Here is a 13,373-nt window from a genome sequence, read left to right on the forward strand (position 1 = left end):
GCCCAGACTGTTGATTTCACGCTTCCCCAGGCTGTCTGCTGAGGGAGGCATTTTCAAAACCGCTTGATCCATCCGGTCAGTCATGCTTTTTGAAAGCTCGAATAATGAGAAAAGCTATGAACAGCGCTAAGTGGAATAAGTTGCTAGCTCGGTGGTGCCTTCTTAAAAATCAGTATCAATTGGGTTCAGGGGACTGCAGCCAGTCCAAGTTCTTACTGGCCTATCCTTAAATGCTCCAAGTTTAATACTATTATGCTTAAACATATCGGCTGATTTTCTGCCATCTTTGATCATAAAGTCGATATAAAGCATCACTATTAGGCTAGAAGTGTCCGGAGAACACAGAGCAGTCCAGTTTTCTTTACACATGAAGCTTGCCCCTCCAGGTGTTATTTTCAGAAGACGATCGCACTGCGTGTCTGAAGTCGGTTGCACTGTGGTCTGGGGCTTCGGACTGGCTGGCCTCCAAAGCGGCGTAAAGGGCCGTCTTGCTGACCTTGATGCGTGCGGCGGCCTCGCGGATGCTCAGCCCATTGGCGAGGTGCTCCCTTGCCCGCTTCAGCTTGTCGTCGGTGACAACGGGCTTGCATTCTCCTTTGCGCCCACGGGCGGCGGCAGCGGCCAGCCCCGCCTTGGTGCGATCACGGATCAGATCACGCTCGAACTGCCCCAAGGCGCCGAACACGTGGAAGATCAGCCGCCCACCCGGCGTGGTGGTATCGATGCTTTCGGTCAGCGACCGGAATCCGACGCCACGCGCGTCCAGAGTGCTGACCACTTCGATCAGATGCGGCAGTGAGCGTCCCAGTCGATCCAGTCGCCACACAACCAGCACATCCCCGTCGCGCAGGAACCCCAGCGCGGCTGTTAGGCCGGGTCGTTCTTCCTTGGCCCCGGAGACGGTGTCATCAAAGATTCGCTCGCACTCCGCCTTGCGAAGCGCATCGGTCTACAAGGCGGTGTTCTGCTCTGCCGTCGGGACCCGCGCATAGCCAATCAGCGCCATTGACTGCCCCTTTTGTCCGCTAATCCGTCCGTTTATCTTATTGTCCCAAAATACATCAAACAAGCTGTTGTCGGACAATGTCCGGATTGGCCGCCTAATGATCGTTTCTCGGACAGGCTGCATTGTGCGCCGCCATGCTGAACCAATTCGAGGATCGTTTGACACGGCTCGTTCACAAGTCCGCTGCACACCGGGCGAACCGCCCAATGTATGGGTACAACCACCTTCTGACAACGACAGGCAATCAATGGGCTCAACACACGCGTTCGACGCGCTGATGAATATGGCGGGTTCATCGTTCCGTCACCATCGCTCGCTGCCCTGACTGCCGGCAGCCGCGGTGCCTCCAGCAGTGCTTCTCTATCCAGCGTTAAAGGGAGTGGTGGCCGATTACGGGTGAATAAAATACGCTTTCAGTGTAACTTCCTTACAGATAAGTTATGAGCTATATCACAGTCTGTTCGCACAAGCGCGACAAGCGACGGGCGACGAAGGCTCTTTGGCGAAAGAGCACGCGGATACTCTTCTTAAGGCTTCGACATGGACAACGTGTAAGTGCACGCCGGACAAGAACGCGGGGATAGCGCCCCTCAGGACGAATTGGCCTCCATCGAGTCCAGTGAACGGCTTATGAGAGCCCTGGGGCGCGGTCTCTTAATCAGCCTGGTCACGATCTTGATCGCCGTGGCCGGGGTCTTCGGGGTGGGGATCCTGTCGTCGCAGTCGCTCGATCGCTATGCCGAAGCGAAGTCGCGGGAGCAGGTGCAGCGACTGCTCGATCTCGAGCTCGAAGAACTGGCCAACCGCAGCCGAGATTATAACTGGTGGAACGAGGCCGTCGAGCTGGTAATCTACCAGCGAGACACCGACTGGGCCATGGAAAACGTCAGCGGTTATCTGCAGAACCAGTACGGTACCGACTGGGTAGTGAGTCTGGATCGCGAGGCGACACTGATCCACGGCGTACACAAGGGTACGGAACTGGAGGCGCTGCCCGAGGGCCTGCTGACCGCCGAGTTCAAGCAGCTCATGGCCGAGGCCATCGACACCGATTTCGCCGACCCCGAGCCCGCATCTGACATCCTGGATATCCAGGGAGCGCCTGCCCTGGTCGCCGTGTCGCCGTATGTGGCCTACGACCCGACCCCGTATGCCACCAATCAGGCGCATGGCTATCTGATCCTGGTCAACTACATCGACGAGGCCATTCTGGGCGCTTGGCGTCGTGATTTTCAGATCGAGGCCCTGCGTCTGCTGCCTGCAGCGGCAGCTCCCCCTCGGGAGACAGGCCAACTGGCGTCCCTCCCCCTGGCAACACCGAGCGGCGAGCCGCTGGGCACCCTTCAATGGCGTCCGGAGCATCCTGGCCAGAGCCTCCTCACACAGCTCCTACCCTGGGTGATTGGAGGCGTGCTACTGATCCTCGCGGGCAGCCTCTTCTTCTATCGACGGCTGCGAGCCTATGGCAGGCTGGCCCATGGTCACCTCATGGAATTGAGCACCAGTCGGGAACTGCTTTTTCGTCAGGCGAACTACGATTTTCTCACCGGATTGGCGAACCGGTCGCTGTTTATAGAGCACCTGAACCACGAGTTGGCGCGCTGCATCCGCCATAAGCTGAAGGCCGGAGTCCTCTACGTTGACCTGGACGGTTTCAAGGCCGTCAACGACACCCTGGGCCATACCGCCGGCGATGAGCTGCTGTGCTGGGTGGCCAAATCCATGGCGAAGCTCGTGCGCACCGAGGACGATGTGGCACGCTTCGGTGGTGATGAATTCTGTCTGTTGCTGACCGACGTCGCCTCTGAGGAAGATGTGTCACGGGTCGTCGACAAGATTCATGCCCTGCTGGCGGGCCCCGTTGAGGTGGGCGGCAAGCACATGCTGGTCGGGGCGAGTATCGGGATCGCGATGATTCCCGACGACACTCAGGATCTCTCCGATGTGTTCCGCTATGCCGATATCGCCATGTACCAAGCCAAGTCGAGGGGCACAAACCTGTTCTGCTTCTATGATGCAACGATGGAGGAGCGCTCGCAGTAACATGCAAGGCTGAAGGGTCTGTTGGCTCATTGCCTGACCCATGAAGAGCTGTACCTGCGCTATCAGCCTATCTATTCTCTGGTGAGCCGTGAGATCACCGGCATGGAAGCACTGCTCCGGTGGCGCCACAAGGAACTGGGGGAGGTGTTGCCGGCCGAATTCATTCCCGTGGCGGAAGAAACGGGCCGGAATATCACGGTCTCGATCAATATCTCGGCCAAGCAGCTGCGCGACCTGACGTTTCCGTTCAAACTGAAACAGCTGCTGGAAAAACACGGCGTGGAGTCTTCCAGCATCAAGCTCGAGATCACCGAGAGCCTGTTGATCTTGGAAAGTGACAACTAGCACCGTGTACTGCTCGACCTGGCGAAGCGAGGATACCGCCTGGTGCTGGATGACTTCGGCACGGGGTATTACGGCCTTGGCGACCTGGGCCGCTATCCCCTGGAAACGGTCAAGATCGACAAGTCGTTCGTGTCCGGCCCGAAAGCCTCCTCGCTGAACGCCTCGCTGGTCAAGACCATCGTCTTCATGGCCAACCACTGTGGCATGAAGACCATCGCCGAGGGGATCGACACCCCCGAGCAGGAAGCGTTCGTGCGCGATACCGGCTGCACCCACGGCCAGGGCTTCCTCTTCAGCCGTCCGACCTCGGTGGCCGACATCATTGCCCTGATGGCCCCGCCCTCGCCTTCCCCAACGGCGTCCTGGAACGAGAGCGTCTCGGTCTCGGGGCATGCCCCATCAGGCGCCAGGGAGTCATCCCTGTGTCCGGCCATGCACTATCGTGGTGCATGGTCGAGCATTGTAGTTGCCCGTTGCCCGTTGCCCGTTGCCCGTTGCCCCGCCCAAGGCCCACTGGCGTGTCGGGCTGGCTGGCCTTCAAAACGGCGTAGAGGGCCGTCTTGCTGACCTTGATGCGTGCGGCGGCCTCATGCCCCAATTCAAGTGTCACCAAGGCTCCGATGATGGACGTTCGGAACTGGGCCTGTGCTCAGGTCGGACAGGATGGTCACGCCTTGCTCTGCAATTGGTGATGTATCTGATGCCATGCCTCGACCCGCCCATGGTGCTTAGGAGGACTGAGCATAGTCGAGGTTGGTGAAGGCGATTGCTGAAACAATTCTTTCAGAAGACCACTGCACACCGGGCGGTCCGCTCGATGCGCTGGTGCAGCCGTCTTCTGAAAATGACACCAGGACTTCCTGGAGGGGCAATTTTGCGTAAATAAATTACGTTAAATTTTCTACGTAAAGAAAACGTACCTATTATTCGGATTTATAGAGCCATGGTCACTACTACGCGTCCGCGAATGCGGCCGGCGAGCAGATCATCGACCGCCTCGATGGCGTCGTCGAGGGCGATGGAGCTGGTGATAGCATCGAGCTGCTCGGGAACCAGCAGCTGCCCCAGACGCCGCCAGGACTCGACGCGATCCGCGTAGGCGCGCATCACGCTGTCGATCCCCGCCAGGGGCACGCCGCGCAGGATAAAGGGCGCGACGCTGGCGGACAGGTCCATGCCCTGGGCCAGACCGCTGACGCCGTGACCACTAGTACAGCCGCTGCCGACTTTTGTCCCGACGCCGACCAATAGACCTGCCAGCAGCATCAGCCCGATATCTCCCGCCGGCTGACCGATGACCTCATCCGGTGCGCCGGAGACATTACCTAGCCCACCTCCCAGTAAAATAAGGATGAGTGGGCCGCTGAACAGACCCAGTAGGAAGGCCAGGCGCCAAGCCGAATCTCCTGCGGGTTGCTCCAGCAATAGTCCGGAGAGGATTCCGCTGACGCCGGAAATACGACCCAGCGTTGCCATCAGCCATACAGCTGCCAGGCCGATCAGCACACCGCCGATCAAACCGGAAAGACTTGCCGCTATGTCCACGTTGTGTCTCCTCTATGTCAGGTATTTGAAATATGCCGGACAAGCCGTGTCGAAGCATCGTCATTGTCGGGATCGCTCAGCTCTGCAGAAGAATGAGCGTGCAAGGCATGTCAAGCATCGAACGTGTTCAGGAAGACATTACCGCTGAAATTGCGTAGGAATGCTGTCTTCAGCAGGCGGTTCATCTCTGGCCCCTTGACCTCGCAAAGGTGCAGTTGTAACCCCGCATCACTCAAACGCGGGTTGATCGACTGCAAACTATCCAGTGCCGAGGCATCGATCAAGTTGACGGCCTGGCAGCCACTGAGCGATGGGGAAATAGCGGCGCAAACTGGCCATGCCGGTCAGCGCTATTAGTTGTCATTGGCCTGGTTTTCGAGGCTCTCGCGAAGCGGCTCTAGGTCATAGCCGGCCGACTTGGCAGCACCGACGAGTTCCGAAATCGGACGATGCGAGACCTGTGAATAGGCCCAGAGATGAGCGACCCGTGTGCCGGTCCGGCAGAAACCGATCACGGGAGTCGGCGATAACTCCAGGGCATCGGCAAAGGCGGCAATGTCCTGCTGGGAATACTTGCCGGGCTTGACGGGAACTTCATGCCAGACCATACCCAGTGATTCTGCCTTAGCCTTGAGAGCATCGGGATCCGGCTGGTCATCACTTTCCCCACGCGGGCGATTGGAGATAATGGTGCGGAACCCTTGCTCGGCGAGCTGTTCAAGTTCGTCGAGGCGAGGTTGTGCTGTCACATAAAGACGATCATCGAGCGGTTTGATATCCATAGGTTACCTCCTTGGTCGCTTTAGGAGCGCGCCTCATCCCAGGCGGCCCCCGGTAGAGCATCGAGGGGAATCTTTAGGTAACGACGACCATTATCCTCTGGCTCTGGCAGGTCGCCGCCCCGGATATTGACTTGCAAGGCGTGCAGGATCAGTTTAGGCATGGGCAGCTTGGCGTCACGCTCGTTACGCAAGGCGATGAAGCTGTCCGCTGTCGGGCTGTCTCGGAGATGAATATTGGTTTCGCGCTGGACTCTCACCGTGCTTTCCCACTCTGGCTCGCGATCGCCGGGCATGTAGTCGTGACCAGTAAAGAGCCGAGTGTCGTCCGGCAGTGCCAGGATGGCCTGAATGGAATCCCACAGTTTGTGAGCATTGCCCCCGGGGAAATCGGCACGGGCCGTACCACCATCCGGCTGAAACAGCGTGTCGTGCACGAACGCCGCATCGCCGATGACGTAGGTGATCGACGCCTTGGTATGGCCGGGCGAGAACATAATCCGGCCTTCTATCTCGCCCACGTGGAAAGTATCGCCCTCTACAAAAAGGTGATCCCACTGGCGGCCGTCATCCGGAAAGTCGGGCCAGTTGTATATATCCTTCCATAGCGCTTGCACTTGTGTAACGTAAGCTCCTATAGCCGTTGGTGCTCCTGTCTTTTCCTTTAGATACTGTGCTGCCGAAAAATGGTCCGCGTGCGGATGGGTATCCAGAATCCATTCGACCTTCAGCCCTTGGCTGGCAACGTAGCCCAGCAATTCATTCGCATGGTGCGTTGCGATAGCGCCGGACTTTTCATCGAAATCTAGGACTGGGTCGATGATTGCGCAGCGCCGAGTCACAGGATCGCTAACAACGTACTGCACGCTAGAGGTCCGCATGTCGTAGAAGCCGACAACATCTGGCTTGCCTGGCGAGTGTCGAAACGTTTGCATGGCATCCTCGGTTGTTGGTAAAAACGTTACTAGGTTAGAACAAAAAAACATAATGTCTAGCATCAGCAACCAAACCGCACAAATCATTTATCGCGGCAGCCTTCAAGGAGAAACACCTACTCTGTTTCGCTGGATTGACCCATTTCAGGGCTTCGTGGACTATAATGATGCGATAGAAATCCTGATGAGGATGAAGTTTGCCGACCTGTGCTAGATCATGCAGGGCCAAGCTGACGATACTTGCAATGGCAAAAATCCCCATTGGTAAGGAGGCTTGTTATAGCTGATCATGGCCGTGTACGGCGGGCTTTGGGTGCGTGCGTAGCTACAAGGGCATGCTCGACAAATACTTTGCCATCCATGGCTTCACGGATCGCAGCCAACACGGCTGACACAATCAACCGCCAGTCTGGGTATGCGGCTCGACTAAACATGACTGATTTCCTAAGCATTCCTACGCAGGTTTCCGTCGGCCCAACGAACTGGACCGGGAGGAGATATCGAGCATGCACTGAAGCAAACGTCGCAAAGCTTAGATTGGCTGGGGTCTTCCTAGGAGAAACAGTGCTGACTTCTGCCAACTGTGACCATTAGATATCTAGCGTGATTTTTGTCCATTTACCCTTCTGCAGCGTGGAATTCGGGCTCAACGAGCTCGAGGAGTATGCGCTATAGGTGCTGTACAGGGACTGAAGTACTGACTTTGTAACAATCAGCCCACGAGGAAAGGGTAAGAAGATAGCTCGTGCAAATCGACAAAAAGCGAATCCAAGTCAGGATGAAATTCAAGGCGTGGCGTTATCGGCAGGAAAAGCTAAGCGAGGTGTGCTTAACGTAACCATTACTGTAAATGAGATAGAAAGGGAGAGAAACAATGATGGATGGAATGATGAACGGTGATGCAATGATGTGGGGGATGGGGCTGATAGGGCTTCTTGTCCTAATACTGCTTGTGCTCGGTATTGGGGCTCTCGTTAAGTATCTATTTAAAAAATAAGCGAGACCTTAAAAGCGGTGAGGATACTGAGGGCTCTCAGTGAGTACAACCATTTGCTTCCCAAGTTCACACAAGGGCAGATAGCCGGCATATACGAGTGCCATGTTATTCCAACTGAGGCGCGGGACATCCGCAGCCACTCATTGCCTGTTGCTAAAGAACAAGTACTATACGAGTGCGGCAACCCCAAGCACGAGGAGCAGGATTACAAGCAGACAGAGCAGGTCCATCCCACCACATCATCAATCCGCCGCAAGCCACCATTTCGCCCATCGTCAGTTCTTCTCCCTGTAGTGTCGGTTTCTCCTGCATTTCAATCTGCACCGGATGTCCGGCGGCTTTCCACTGCGGATAGCCCTCGGTCAGGCTTATCGCCTTAGAAAAGATTGGTATTCTGACAGCGATATACCCCGCCGTCTGGAGCATCGGTAAGCTCTTTACCGGTGCCTGGTCAGACCGGGTGGGGCGTCAGGGGCTCATCGTCTGCCAGCAGTGGTCATTGTGGTGTTTGCTGTCTCCGTAGGGTTTTCGGGATTTGCGACGGGCGCGTTCCTATTGGGATAGGTAAAGCGATGGTTTATCCTACCCTGTTCGTCGTCATCGGTGATGTCGTGCATCCAGCGTGGTGATCCTCGGTTGGCATCTATCGCCTCTGGCGTGATCTTGGCTATTTCTTAGGCGCTATTATCGCAGGGGTGGTAGCGGATACACTGGGACTGGCTGCGGCGTTGTGAGTGGTGGTGGCTTTGACGTTCGCCTCGGGCCTATTCTCGACGCTGCGCATGAAGGAGGTACTCCAGATCACCGCACGGTCTCAGCGCAGCTGGATCCCTAACCAAGCTGGGAAGTGATTTACCGACCATCTCCTTGCCCATAGGCCCGGTCACGCCCGCGCCAAAAAGGAGAAAGACATGACGAGCATCACTCCTTCTTCTTGCCCGATGGGTCTTGGGCGCAATAGTCGTAGCAGTAGACATTGCCGGAAAGTTCAACACCTAGGACGGGAAAGAGCGCGTTGTAGTGCCCCAGAGATGGAGGGCAACAAAGGGCACAAGCTGGCTTAGCGGGGGTGCTATAGGCTTACAACACAATGATATGAGTTTTATCCCTATCGAATGTGGAGGAAGTGCCATGGGTTTTTATAGCCGCCACATACTACCGCATCTGATCAACCTGACGATGGGAGCGGGGATGCTTAAGAAATATCGTCAACGTACCGTGGCCAAAGCTCGGGGGAGTGTCTTAGAACTTGGATTTGGATCTGGAGTTAACCTACCTTATTACAACCCTGAGCTTATAGAGAAGTACTATGCAGTGGAGCCGGATGGTGGCCTTTTAAAGCTTGCGCAAAAGCGTATTAACAAAGCCCCTTTCAAGGTGGAAGTGCTGCAAATGGGCGCAGAGCAGATAATACTACCTGATGACAGCATAGACACGGTCCTGAGTACTTGGACACTCTGCACGATTCCGGACATAGAAGCGGCTCTAGCCCAGGCGCGAAGGGTGCTCAAGCCCGGGGGACAATTGATTTTTGTCGAGCATGGACTCGCGCCAGAAACCCGCGTTGCCAGCTGGCAGCAACGGCTGACTCCGTATTGGAAGCGTTGCGCCGGTGGCTGCCATCTGGATCGGCAGACAGATGTGTTGCTTCTCAATGCCGGCTTTGTACTCCAGGATCTGGCTACAGGCTATCTCGGTCGTCCCAAGACCATGACGTTCATGTATGAAGGCGCGGCCAAGCCTCCCGCTGTCGGGTGAGTGAACTGGGTTCGCTGGCGGTAGATGGCGAACTCCGGGGCGCGAGATGTGAAAAAAATCAATTACATGCTACATAGCTGCTGGTGTAGCCCAGCATGCATGGCGGAGCCAGCGGCCCAGTAACGTGATCGCCAGCATGTTATGTCTCTCCACCCCTGTCTCGGTACGGTCACCCTCGGCTCTATCTCGGAGTGACATTCTGGTTTTTATCTTGAGCCCAGGTAATGAGGTCTCGGGTTCAACAGTGGTTTACGAGGCTCAACAGGCCCAGTACCCGGCAAACTATCGGCATTATGGTGCTTTTCTTAATTGGCATTGCCCTAATCGCCAGTGTGGTCTTTCGCTAGGCCACTGCTTTTGCATCTGCCGTTCTGCATGTTAAGGACGGTAGGTCTATGCTATCGCTGGATCGGCGATGTGTGCGGCCTCGGCCTGCTGTGGGGGGGTGAAACTGGTCATGGGCCCCGTAGTGCGAACGCCTTTCCCCGCCGCCTCTAATCTCTTCGCCAAGGTAACGGTGGTGGCCAAGGAGAAGGGTCTGTTGATCTACCTTCGGCGCACTCTGAACGGCCTGCTCGATGAACTGCTGACGCAGACCAGTCTCACCTGACGCTGGTCAAGAACGACGCAACGAGCCGGACATTGGCATCGGCAGGCGGAACCGCGCTAGTCGAGTCGCCCGCGTGATAGCTATCGTTCACGGAAAATTCGCTGTGCACCCTATTTACGAACCTGAGTGTCACCCTGCCCCCCTATCTCCTCTTGAGACCTGTAATCCAGCAGGAATGAGAGGAGTAGGATCATGAGCGTAAAGTTTCAACAATGGGTCGCCACGGTACGACGAAGGATGCAGGATGGCCAGCCTCTGCTGGGGCCGGACAGCCTGCAGGCACTGACAGACGATGTACGAAAACTCGGTCTTGGCGCTATGGGTGCCGGAGTTCTGGGTTTCTTCGCTCCTAGCGAGAAAATCACTCTTGGTGCATCAGTTGCCATGTTTTTCGTAGGTGCTATCATTTGGGTAACAGGTATTGCGTTTCTTGTAAGAATTGAGCGCAACAGTGCAGAAAAGGATTGAATTTATGAGCCCTTTTGGATGGTTAGTTACAGCTTTTGCAGTCTTTATGGCGGCCGTGTGTTTATTCACGTTCGTTCAAATTGAACGCAGCAAGCATCATCACCATCAGGACGGCAGCAGCAGTTAGCTGAATTCTGGCGATTGTCATTCTCGTCAGAACAAGAGACATTGATCTCACATTCAACAAGCTCTTCCTTCGCGAAGAGCTTTTTTATTTCCGGTTACCAGAGGCTGGCGGATGGTTCAGCTAACCACTTCCTTGGCGAGGGAAAAGGCCACAGCCACCAGTGCAAGGCAGCCCAACGCCAGAGGATTGGTAAGAAAACGACACACTGCATAGCGGTATGGATGGGCTTCAATGCGGTCTTTCGTGGTCTGCAGGCTTGCAGCCTTTCGCTTGAGCTTCGCTATCTGCCCTTCCTGTTCTTCCAGCTTTCGCTGCTGATCAACTAGCCAGTCACTCGCATTCACCTTTTGGATATTCAATCGCCAGGCACGCTCGGCATCGTCAGTCGTCAGGTTTTCAGCAAGCATGTATTTTGATCGAGCGGTTATCTGCGATTCGGTTTCACTAGGGATGAATTCAATACCGAACTGCTCATAGAACCGATCACGCCTAACCTTGTTATTTCCATCGTGTGCGCCTGGCTTTTCATCTTGCCACGACAGCTCGATCTTCATTACCTCTGCCAACGGCCACTGCCTGGCCCAAGTGACGATCTCTGCCATCAGGTAGGTGCCGATACGAAACCCGCGTAAACCGTTAAGAATCATTTGAATATCTGCGGGACCTCTGCATTCACCGTGAGTGAGTCTGACCCGCTCCCTATCTGTTGAGCTTGAAGGCGAATATGCAGCTGACCATTCGAGTTCATTTCCCTCAGGAGGCCGCTGGGTATCGATCCGTTTGACTCTAAGCGTGAGTCGAGCGCCCTGGCCAACAATTTGTTCTATCCGCTGGATCATCAAAATCGCGTCTGGGGTCTCGCTGTTGGGTGTCTCTCGGTGGCGAACCTGGATAACACGCAGATTCTCTCTGGGCGCTCCCTCAGTAGTGCTGTCCTGGGCTGTTGCTTTACCGACCATAGGCATCTCCTGAATTGATTGTTTCGCATGCGAAACAGGTAGGGGGCTACCAATACCATACTTTTCAACGTCAGCAAGGCCCCTATCTCTTCTTGAGACCTGCTTTGCAGGAATGTGAGAGAGAGAAGAGAGAGAATCCCAATGGAAACATTTGGCGAGCGTTTGGAAACGATCATCTACAGCCGTCGCGGCGGTAACTTCGGTGAATACTTAGGCGTTGAAGGTCTGAGCCGGAGGGTGCGAATAAGCGAGCAGGTGTTCAAAGTCCGCTCATGTGTGGATGTGGATTCTGACTGGATGTGGGAGGTTACGCACGAACCAAGCGGCTTGTCTGAGCGTTCTAATGAACGCTGGGGGCTATGCTTTGCTGCTGATCGACTGGCTCGCGTTGTTAGACGTGAGAGCGCCTGGAAGTTGCCGACTGGGCCTGAGGTTACACCCATCCCAATGGCTGCTTTTTTGGCGTCACGCCAACAGGGGGCTACAGCTCATGTTTGATGAAACTGACATGATCCATAGCTATTCCCGTGCGGATGCCATCGAAGATGGCAATTTGGTAGATGTCAGCGAACGTGCTGAGCACGCCGCCGGCAACATGATGGGTTTCAAGGTGCCTGTTGCCATGACTGCTGCAGCCTGGGAGGCTTTGGTGGCGTGGCATGACGGTAGAAGCCCTCATGAGATGCAGCAGCAAGAGGATAAGCGGTTAGGCGATGTATTGCTTGTCGCCCTTGAGGCTGCTGCGAGAGAGCGCAACGAGAGATATATCGACTTCATCGTTGATGTGATTGAGCAATCCGAAACCGGCTCTATCGTTGTGCCAAAACATGTTGTTATGACTATAGGTCCTGGGGATACCCCTAAGCCTGTGATAACGATCATGCTACCCGAGGAGGACTGACGCGATCGCGCAGTTATCACTCCTCTTTCTAAGCCCCTAGTCAGCCTTGTGCTGCCTGGGGGTTTTTCTATTTATGATGCCCATGAGCCAGGATCATGATTTTGCGGCTTCGATCCTATATGGCACTGCAATGGGAGCTAGACGCTATGTTTCGCATGCGTAACATTTTCTGTCAGTTTCACCCCTATCCCCTCCTGAGACCTGCAATACCGCAGGAATGAGAGAGGAGTAAGATTATGGGTACTTTATGCGTACCAAAGCCGTCCGACCGTAAAGCCTACCTGGACAAGGAATACACCAACCAGGATGGATCTAACGAAGTGCTGAAGTCGAGTTTCGTGGGCTCTACCTATTACGCTGCGATTAAGGTCCAGCGGAGGGGAGAGGCCACGGATCATGCGTCTATTGAGTACACGATAGCGGCGGTCGTGAAAACTAGCTGTTCGCAGGGAGAGTTTTGCTACAAGTCGATGGATGAAACCATGGGGCCAGCCTTGTCACAGTGCCCTGCATCGATTCTCAAACTGCTATCTCCGCTTGAGGAGCTGGAGCAGTTGGGGGTAGTAGTGGGAGTCGGACTGAAGTATGCCAGCGAATGGCGTGAGAGATGCCTAAAGCATGCTGAATCGAAAAAGCAGCGTGTGCGTCTGCAAAATGGCGATCGGATAAAACTACCGTACACAGTACGGTTCGTTGGAGGCCTGGAGTGCGACACATTCACCAAGGTGGACTTGCCGCGCAAACGCAATGTTTTCAGGCCAGATGGCTCGTCCAGCTTGGTAAGGCTTCAGGCCCGCCACCTGGATGATGCTGTAGTGCTCGCGTAGTATTTCAAGCCCTCTCTGCTGTTCTCAGCATGGGGCTTTTTCACGCTGGCGCCAGCCGCGCTATACCACCTGA

At 55.4% G+C, this 13,373-nt stretch carries 15 protein-coding genes and 2 pseudogenes; 9 read left to right on the plus strand and 8 right to left on the minus strand.

What is annotated here, in order from left to right; translation table 11 throughout:
- Window positions 1-361: 361 nt before the first annotated feature.
- Window positions 362-1,006 (minus strand): annotated as a pseudogene (locus ACXUPB_RS22060) (recombinase family protein).
- 630 nt (window positions 1,007-1,636) lie between these two features.
- Here ACXUPB_RS22060 and ACXUPB_RS22065 point away from each other — a divergent pair.
- Genes ACXUPB_RS22065 through ACXUPB_RS22075 form a run of 3 tightly spaced genes read left to right on the plus strand, consistent with a single transcriptional unit; the run spans window position 1,637 to window position 3,961 of the window.
- Window positions 1,637-3,049 carry a sensor domain-containing diguanylate cyclase gene (locus ACXUPB_RS22065; protein ID WP_101145388.1) on the plus strand — a complete coding sequence of 471 codons (1,413 nt, stop codon included), beginning with the start codon at window positions 1,637-1,639 and terminating at the stop codon, window positions 3,047-3,049.
- A gap of 21 nt (window positions 3,050-3,070) precedes the next feature.
- Complete coding sequence (locus tag ACXUPB_RS22070) at window positions 3,071-3,394, plus strand: EAL domain-containing protein (protein ID WP_101145389.1); 324 nt, start codon at window positions 3,071-3,073, stop codon at window positions 3,392-3,394.
- 18 nt (window positions 3,395-3,412) lie between these two features.
- Entirely contained in the window at window positions 3,413-3,961 is a 549-nt protein-coding gene (locus ACXUPB_RS22075) for an EAL domain-containing protein (RefSeq protein WP_317507718.1), read from the plus strand.
- A gap of 612 nt (window positions 3,962-4,573) precedes the next feature.
- Here ACXUPB_RS22075 and ACXUPB_RS22080 read toward each other — a convergent pair.
- The 6 genes and pseudogenes from ACXUPB_RS22080 to ACXUPB_RS22105 form a co-directional block, all read right to left on the minus strand.
- Window positions 4,574-4,939, minus strand: a pseudogene (locus ACXUPB_RS22080) (YeeE/YedE family protein); the annotation flags it as partial.
- A gap of 110 nt (window positions 4,940-5,049) precedes the next feature.
- A complete protein-coding gene (locus ACXUPB_RS22085; protein WP_176304696.1) occupies window positions 5,050-5,223 on the minus strand; it encodes a hypothetical protein in 174 nt (57 codons plus the stop codon).
- A 69-nt stretch (window positions 5,224-5,292) separates the two neighbouring features.
- Window positions 5,293-5,721, minus strand: a complete 429-nt coding sequence (locus tag ACXUPB_RS22090) for a protein tyrosine phosphatase family protein (RefSeq protein WP_035557861.1) — start codon at window positions 5,719-5,721, stop codon at window positions 5,293-5,295.
- Window positions 5,722-5,741: 20 nt separating this feature from the next.
- Window positions 5,742-6,653, minus strand: coding sequence for an MBL fold metallo-hydrolase (locus tag ACXUPB_RS22095; protein WP_035558003.1), 912 nt, complete (start codon window positions 6,651-6,653; stop codon window positions 5,742-5,744).
- Window positions 6,654-6,940: 287 nt separating this feature from the next.
- Window positions 6,941-7,087: a hypothetical protein gene (locus ACXUPB_RS22100; protein ID WP_157826461.1), complete on the minus strand. Its 147-nt coding sequence runs from the start codon at window positions 7,085-7,087 to the stop codon at window positions 6,941-6,943.
- A 716-nt stretch (window positions 7,088-7,803) separates the two neighbouring features.
- Window positions 7,804-8,076, minus strand: a complete 273-nt coding sequence (locus ACXUPB_RS22105) for a hypothetical protein (RefSeq protein ID WP_035557864.1) — start codon at window positions 8,074-8,076, stop codon at window positions 7,804-7,806.
- 705 nt (window positions 8,077-8,781) lie between these two features.
- On the opposite strand from ACXUPB_RS22105, the gene ACXUPB_RS22110 reads away from it, so the two are divergent.
- The 3 genes from ACXUPB_RS22110 (at window position 8,782) to ACXUPB_RS22120 (ending at window position 10,486) form a co-directional block, all read left to right on the plus strand.
- Window positions 8,782-9,408, plus strand: coding sequence for a class I SAM-dependent methyltransferase (locus ACXUPB_RS22110; RefSeq protein ID WP_035557867.1), 627 nt, complete (start codon window positions 8,782-8,784; stop codon window positions 9,406-9,408).
- A gap of 415 nt (window positions 9,409-9,823) precedes the next feature.
- Window positions 9,824-10,018 (plus strand): hypothetical protein, encoded by a 195-nt coding sequence (locus ACXUPB_RS22115; RefSeq protein ID WP_035557869.1) that lies wholly within the window; start codon window positions 9,824-9,826, stop codon window positions 10,016-10,018.
- Window positions 10,019-10,210: 192 nt separating this feature from the next.
- Window positions 10,211-10,486 (plus strand): hypothetical protein, encoded by a 276-nt coding sequence (locus ACXUPB_RS22120; RefSeq protein ID WP_035557873.1) that lies wholly within the window; start codon window positions 10,211-10,213, stop codon window positions 10,484-10,486.
- A gap of 243 nt (window positions 10,487-10,729) precedes the next feature.
- On the opposite strand, the gene ACXUPB_RS22125 is transcribed toward ACXUPB_RS22120, so the two are convergent.
- Window positions 10,730-11,572 carry a hypothetical protein gene (locus ACXUPB_RS22125; protein WP_083024693.1) on the minus strand — a complete coding sequence of 281 codons (843 nt, stop codon included), beginning with the start codon at window positions 11,570-11,572 and terminating at the stop codon, window positions 10,730-10,732.
- A gap of 141 nt (window positions 11,573-11,713) precedes the next feature.
- Between ACXUPB_RS22125 and ACXUPB_RS22130 the strand changes: the two genes are divergently transcribed.
- From ACXUPB_RS22130 to ACXUPB_RS22140, 3 genes are all read left to right on the plus strand, one after another.
- Window positions 11,714-12,070, plus strand: coding sequence for a hypothetical protein (locus tag ACXUPB_RS22130; protein ID WP_035557876.1), 357 nt, complete (start codon window positions 11,714-11,716; stop codon window positions 12,068-12,070).
- A complete protein-coding gene (locus tag ACXUPB_RS22135; protein ID WP_035557880.1) occupies window positions 12,063-12,473 on the plus strand; it encodes a DUF6573 family protein in 411 nt (136 codons plus the stop codon). The genes ACXUPB_RS22130 and ACXUPB_RS22135 overlap by 8 nt, the downstream gene beginning before the upstream one ends.
- Window positions 12,474-12,709: 236 nt before the next feature.
- The gene (locus ACXUPB_RS22140; protein WP_052703853.1) at window positions 12,710-13,300 is read left to right on the plus strand and encodes a DUF6927 domain-containing protein; all 591 of its coding nucleotides are present in this window, start codon (window positions 12,710-12,712) and stop codon (window positions 13,298-13,300) included.
- Window positions 13,301-13,373: the final 73 nt, after the last annotated feature.

This window comes from Vreelandella sp. DA03-1M (assembly GCF_055725665.1).

Excerpts from the sequence above, each read along its gene's own strand:
- ACXUPB_RS22105 (WP_035557864.1), bottom strand. The coding sequence starts at position 8,076 with ATGCTCCAGACGGCGGGGTATATCGCTGTCAGAATACCAATCTTTTCT.
- ACXUPB_RS22135 (WP_035557880.1), top strand. The coding sequence starts at position 12,063 with ATGTTTGATGAAACTGACATGATCCATAGCTATTCCCGTGCGGATGCC.
- ACXUPB_RS22090 (WP_035557861.1), bottom strand. The coding sequence starts at position 5,721 with ATGGATATCAAACCGCTCGATGATCGTCTTTATGTGACAGCACAACCT.
- ACXUPB_RS22120 (WP_035557873.1), top strand. The coding sequence starts at position 10,211 with ATGAGCGTAAAGTTTCAACAATGGGTCGCCACGGTACGACGAAGGATG.
- ACXUPB_RS22100 (WP_157826461.1), bottom strand. The coding sequence starts at position 7,087 with ATGTTTAGTCGAGCCGCATACCCAGACTGGCGGTTGATTGTGTCAGCC.
- ACXUPB_RS22130 (WP_035557876.1), top strand. The coding sequence starts at position 11,714 with ATGGAAACATTTGGCGAGCGTTTGGAAACGATCATCTACAGCCGTCGC.
- ACXUPB_RS22140 (WP_052703853.1), top strand. The coding sequence starts at position 12,710 with ATGGGTACTTTATGCGTACCAAAGCCGTCCGACCGTAAAGCCTACCTG.
- ACXUPB_RS22110 (WP_035557867.1), top strand. The coding sequence starts at position 8,782 with ATGGGTTTTTATAGCCGCCACATACTACCGCATCTGATCAACCTGACG.
- ACXUPB_RS22065 (WP_101145388.1), top strand. The coding sequence starts at position 1,637 with ATGAGAGCCCTGGGGCGCGGTCTCTTAATCAGCCTGGTCACGATCTTG.
- ACXUPB_RS22115 (WP_035557869.1), top strand. The coding sequence starts at position 9,824 with ATGTGTGCGGCCTCGGCCTGCTGTGGGGGGGTGAAACTGGTCATGGGC.
- ACXUPB_RS22095 (WP_035558003.1), bottom strand. The coding sequence starts at position 6,653 with ATGCAAACGTTTCGACACTCGCCAGGCAAGCCAGATGTTGTCGGCTTC.
- ACXUPB_RS22125 (WP_083024693.1), bottom strand. The coding sequence starts at position 11,572 with ATGGTCGGTAAAGCAACAGCCCAGGACAGCACTACTGAGGGAGCGCCC.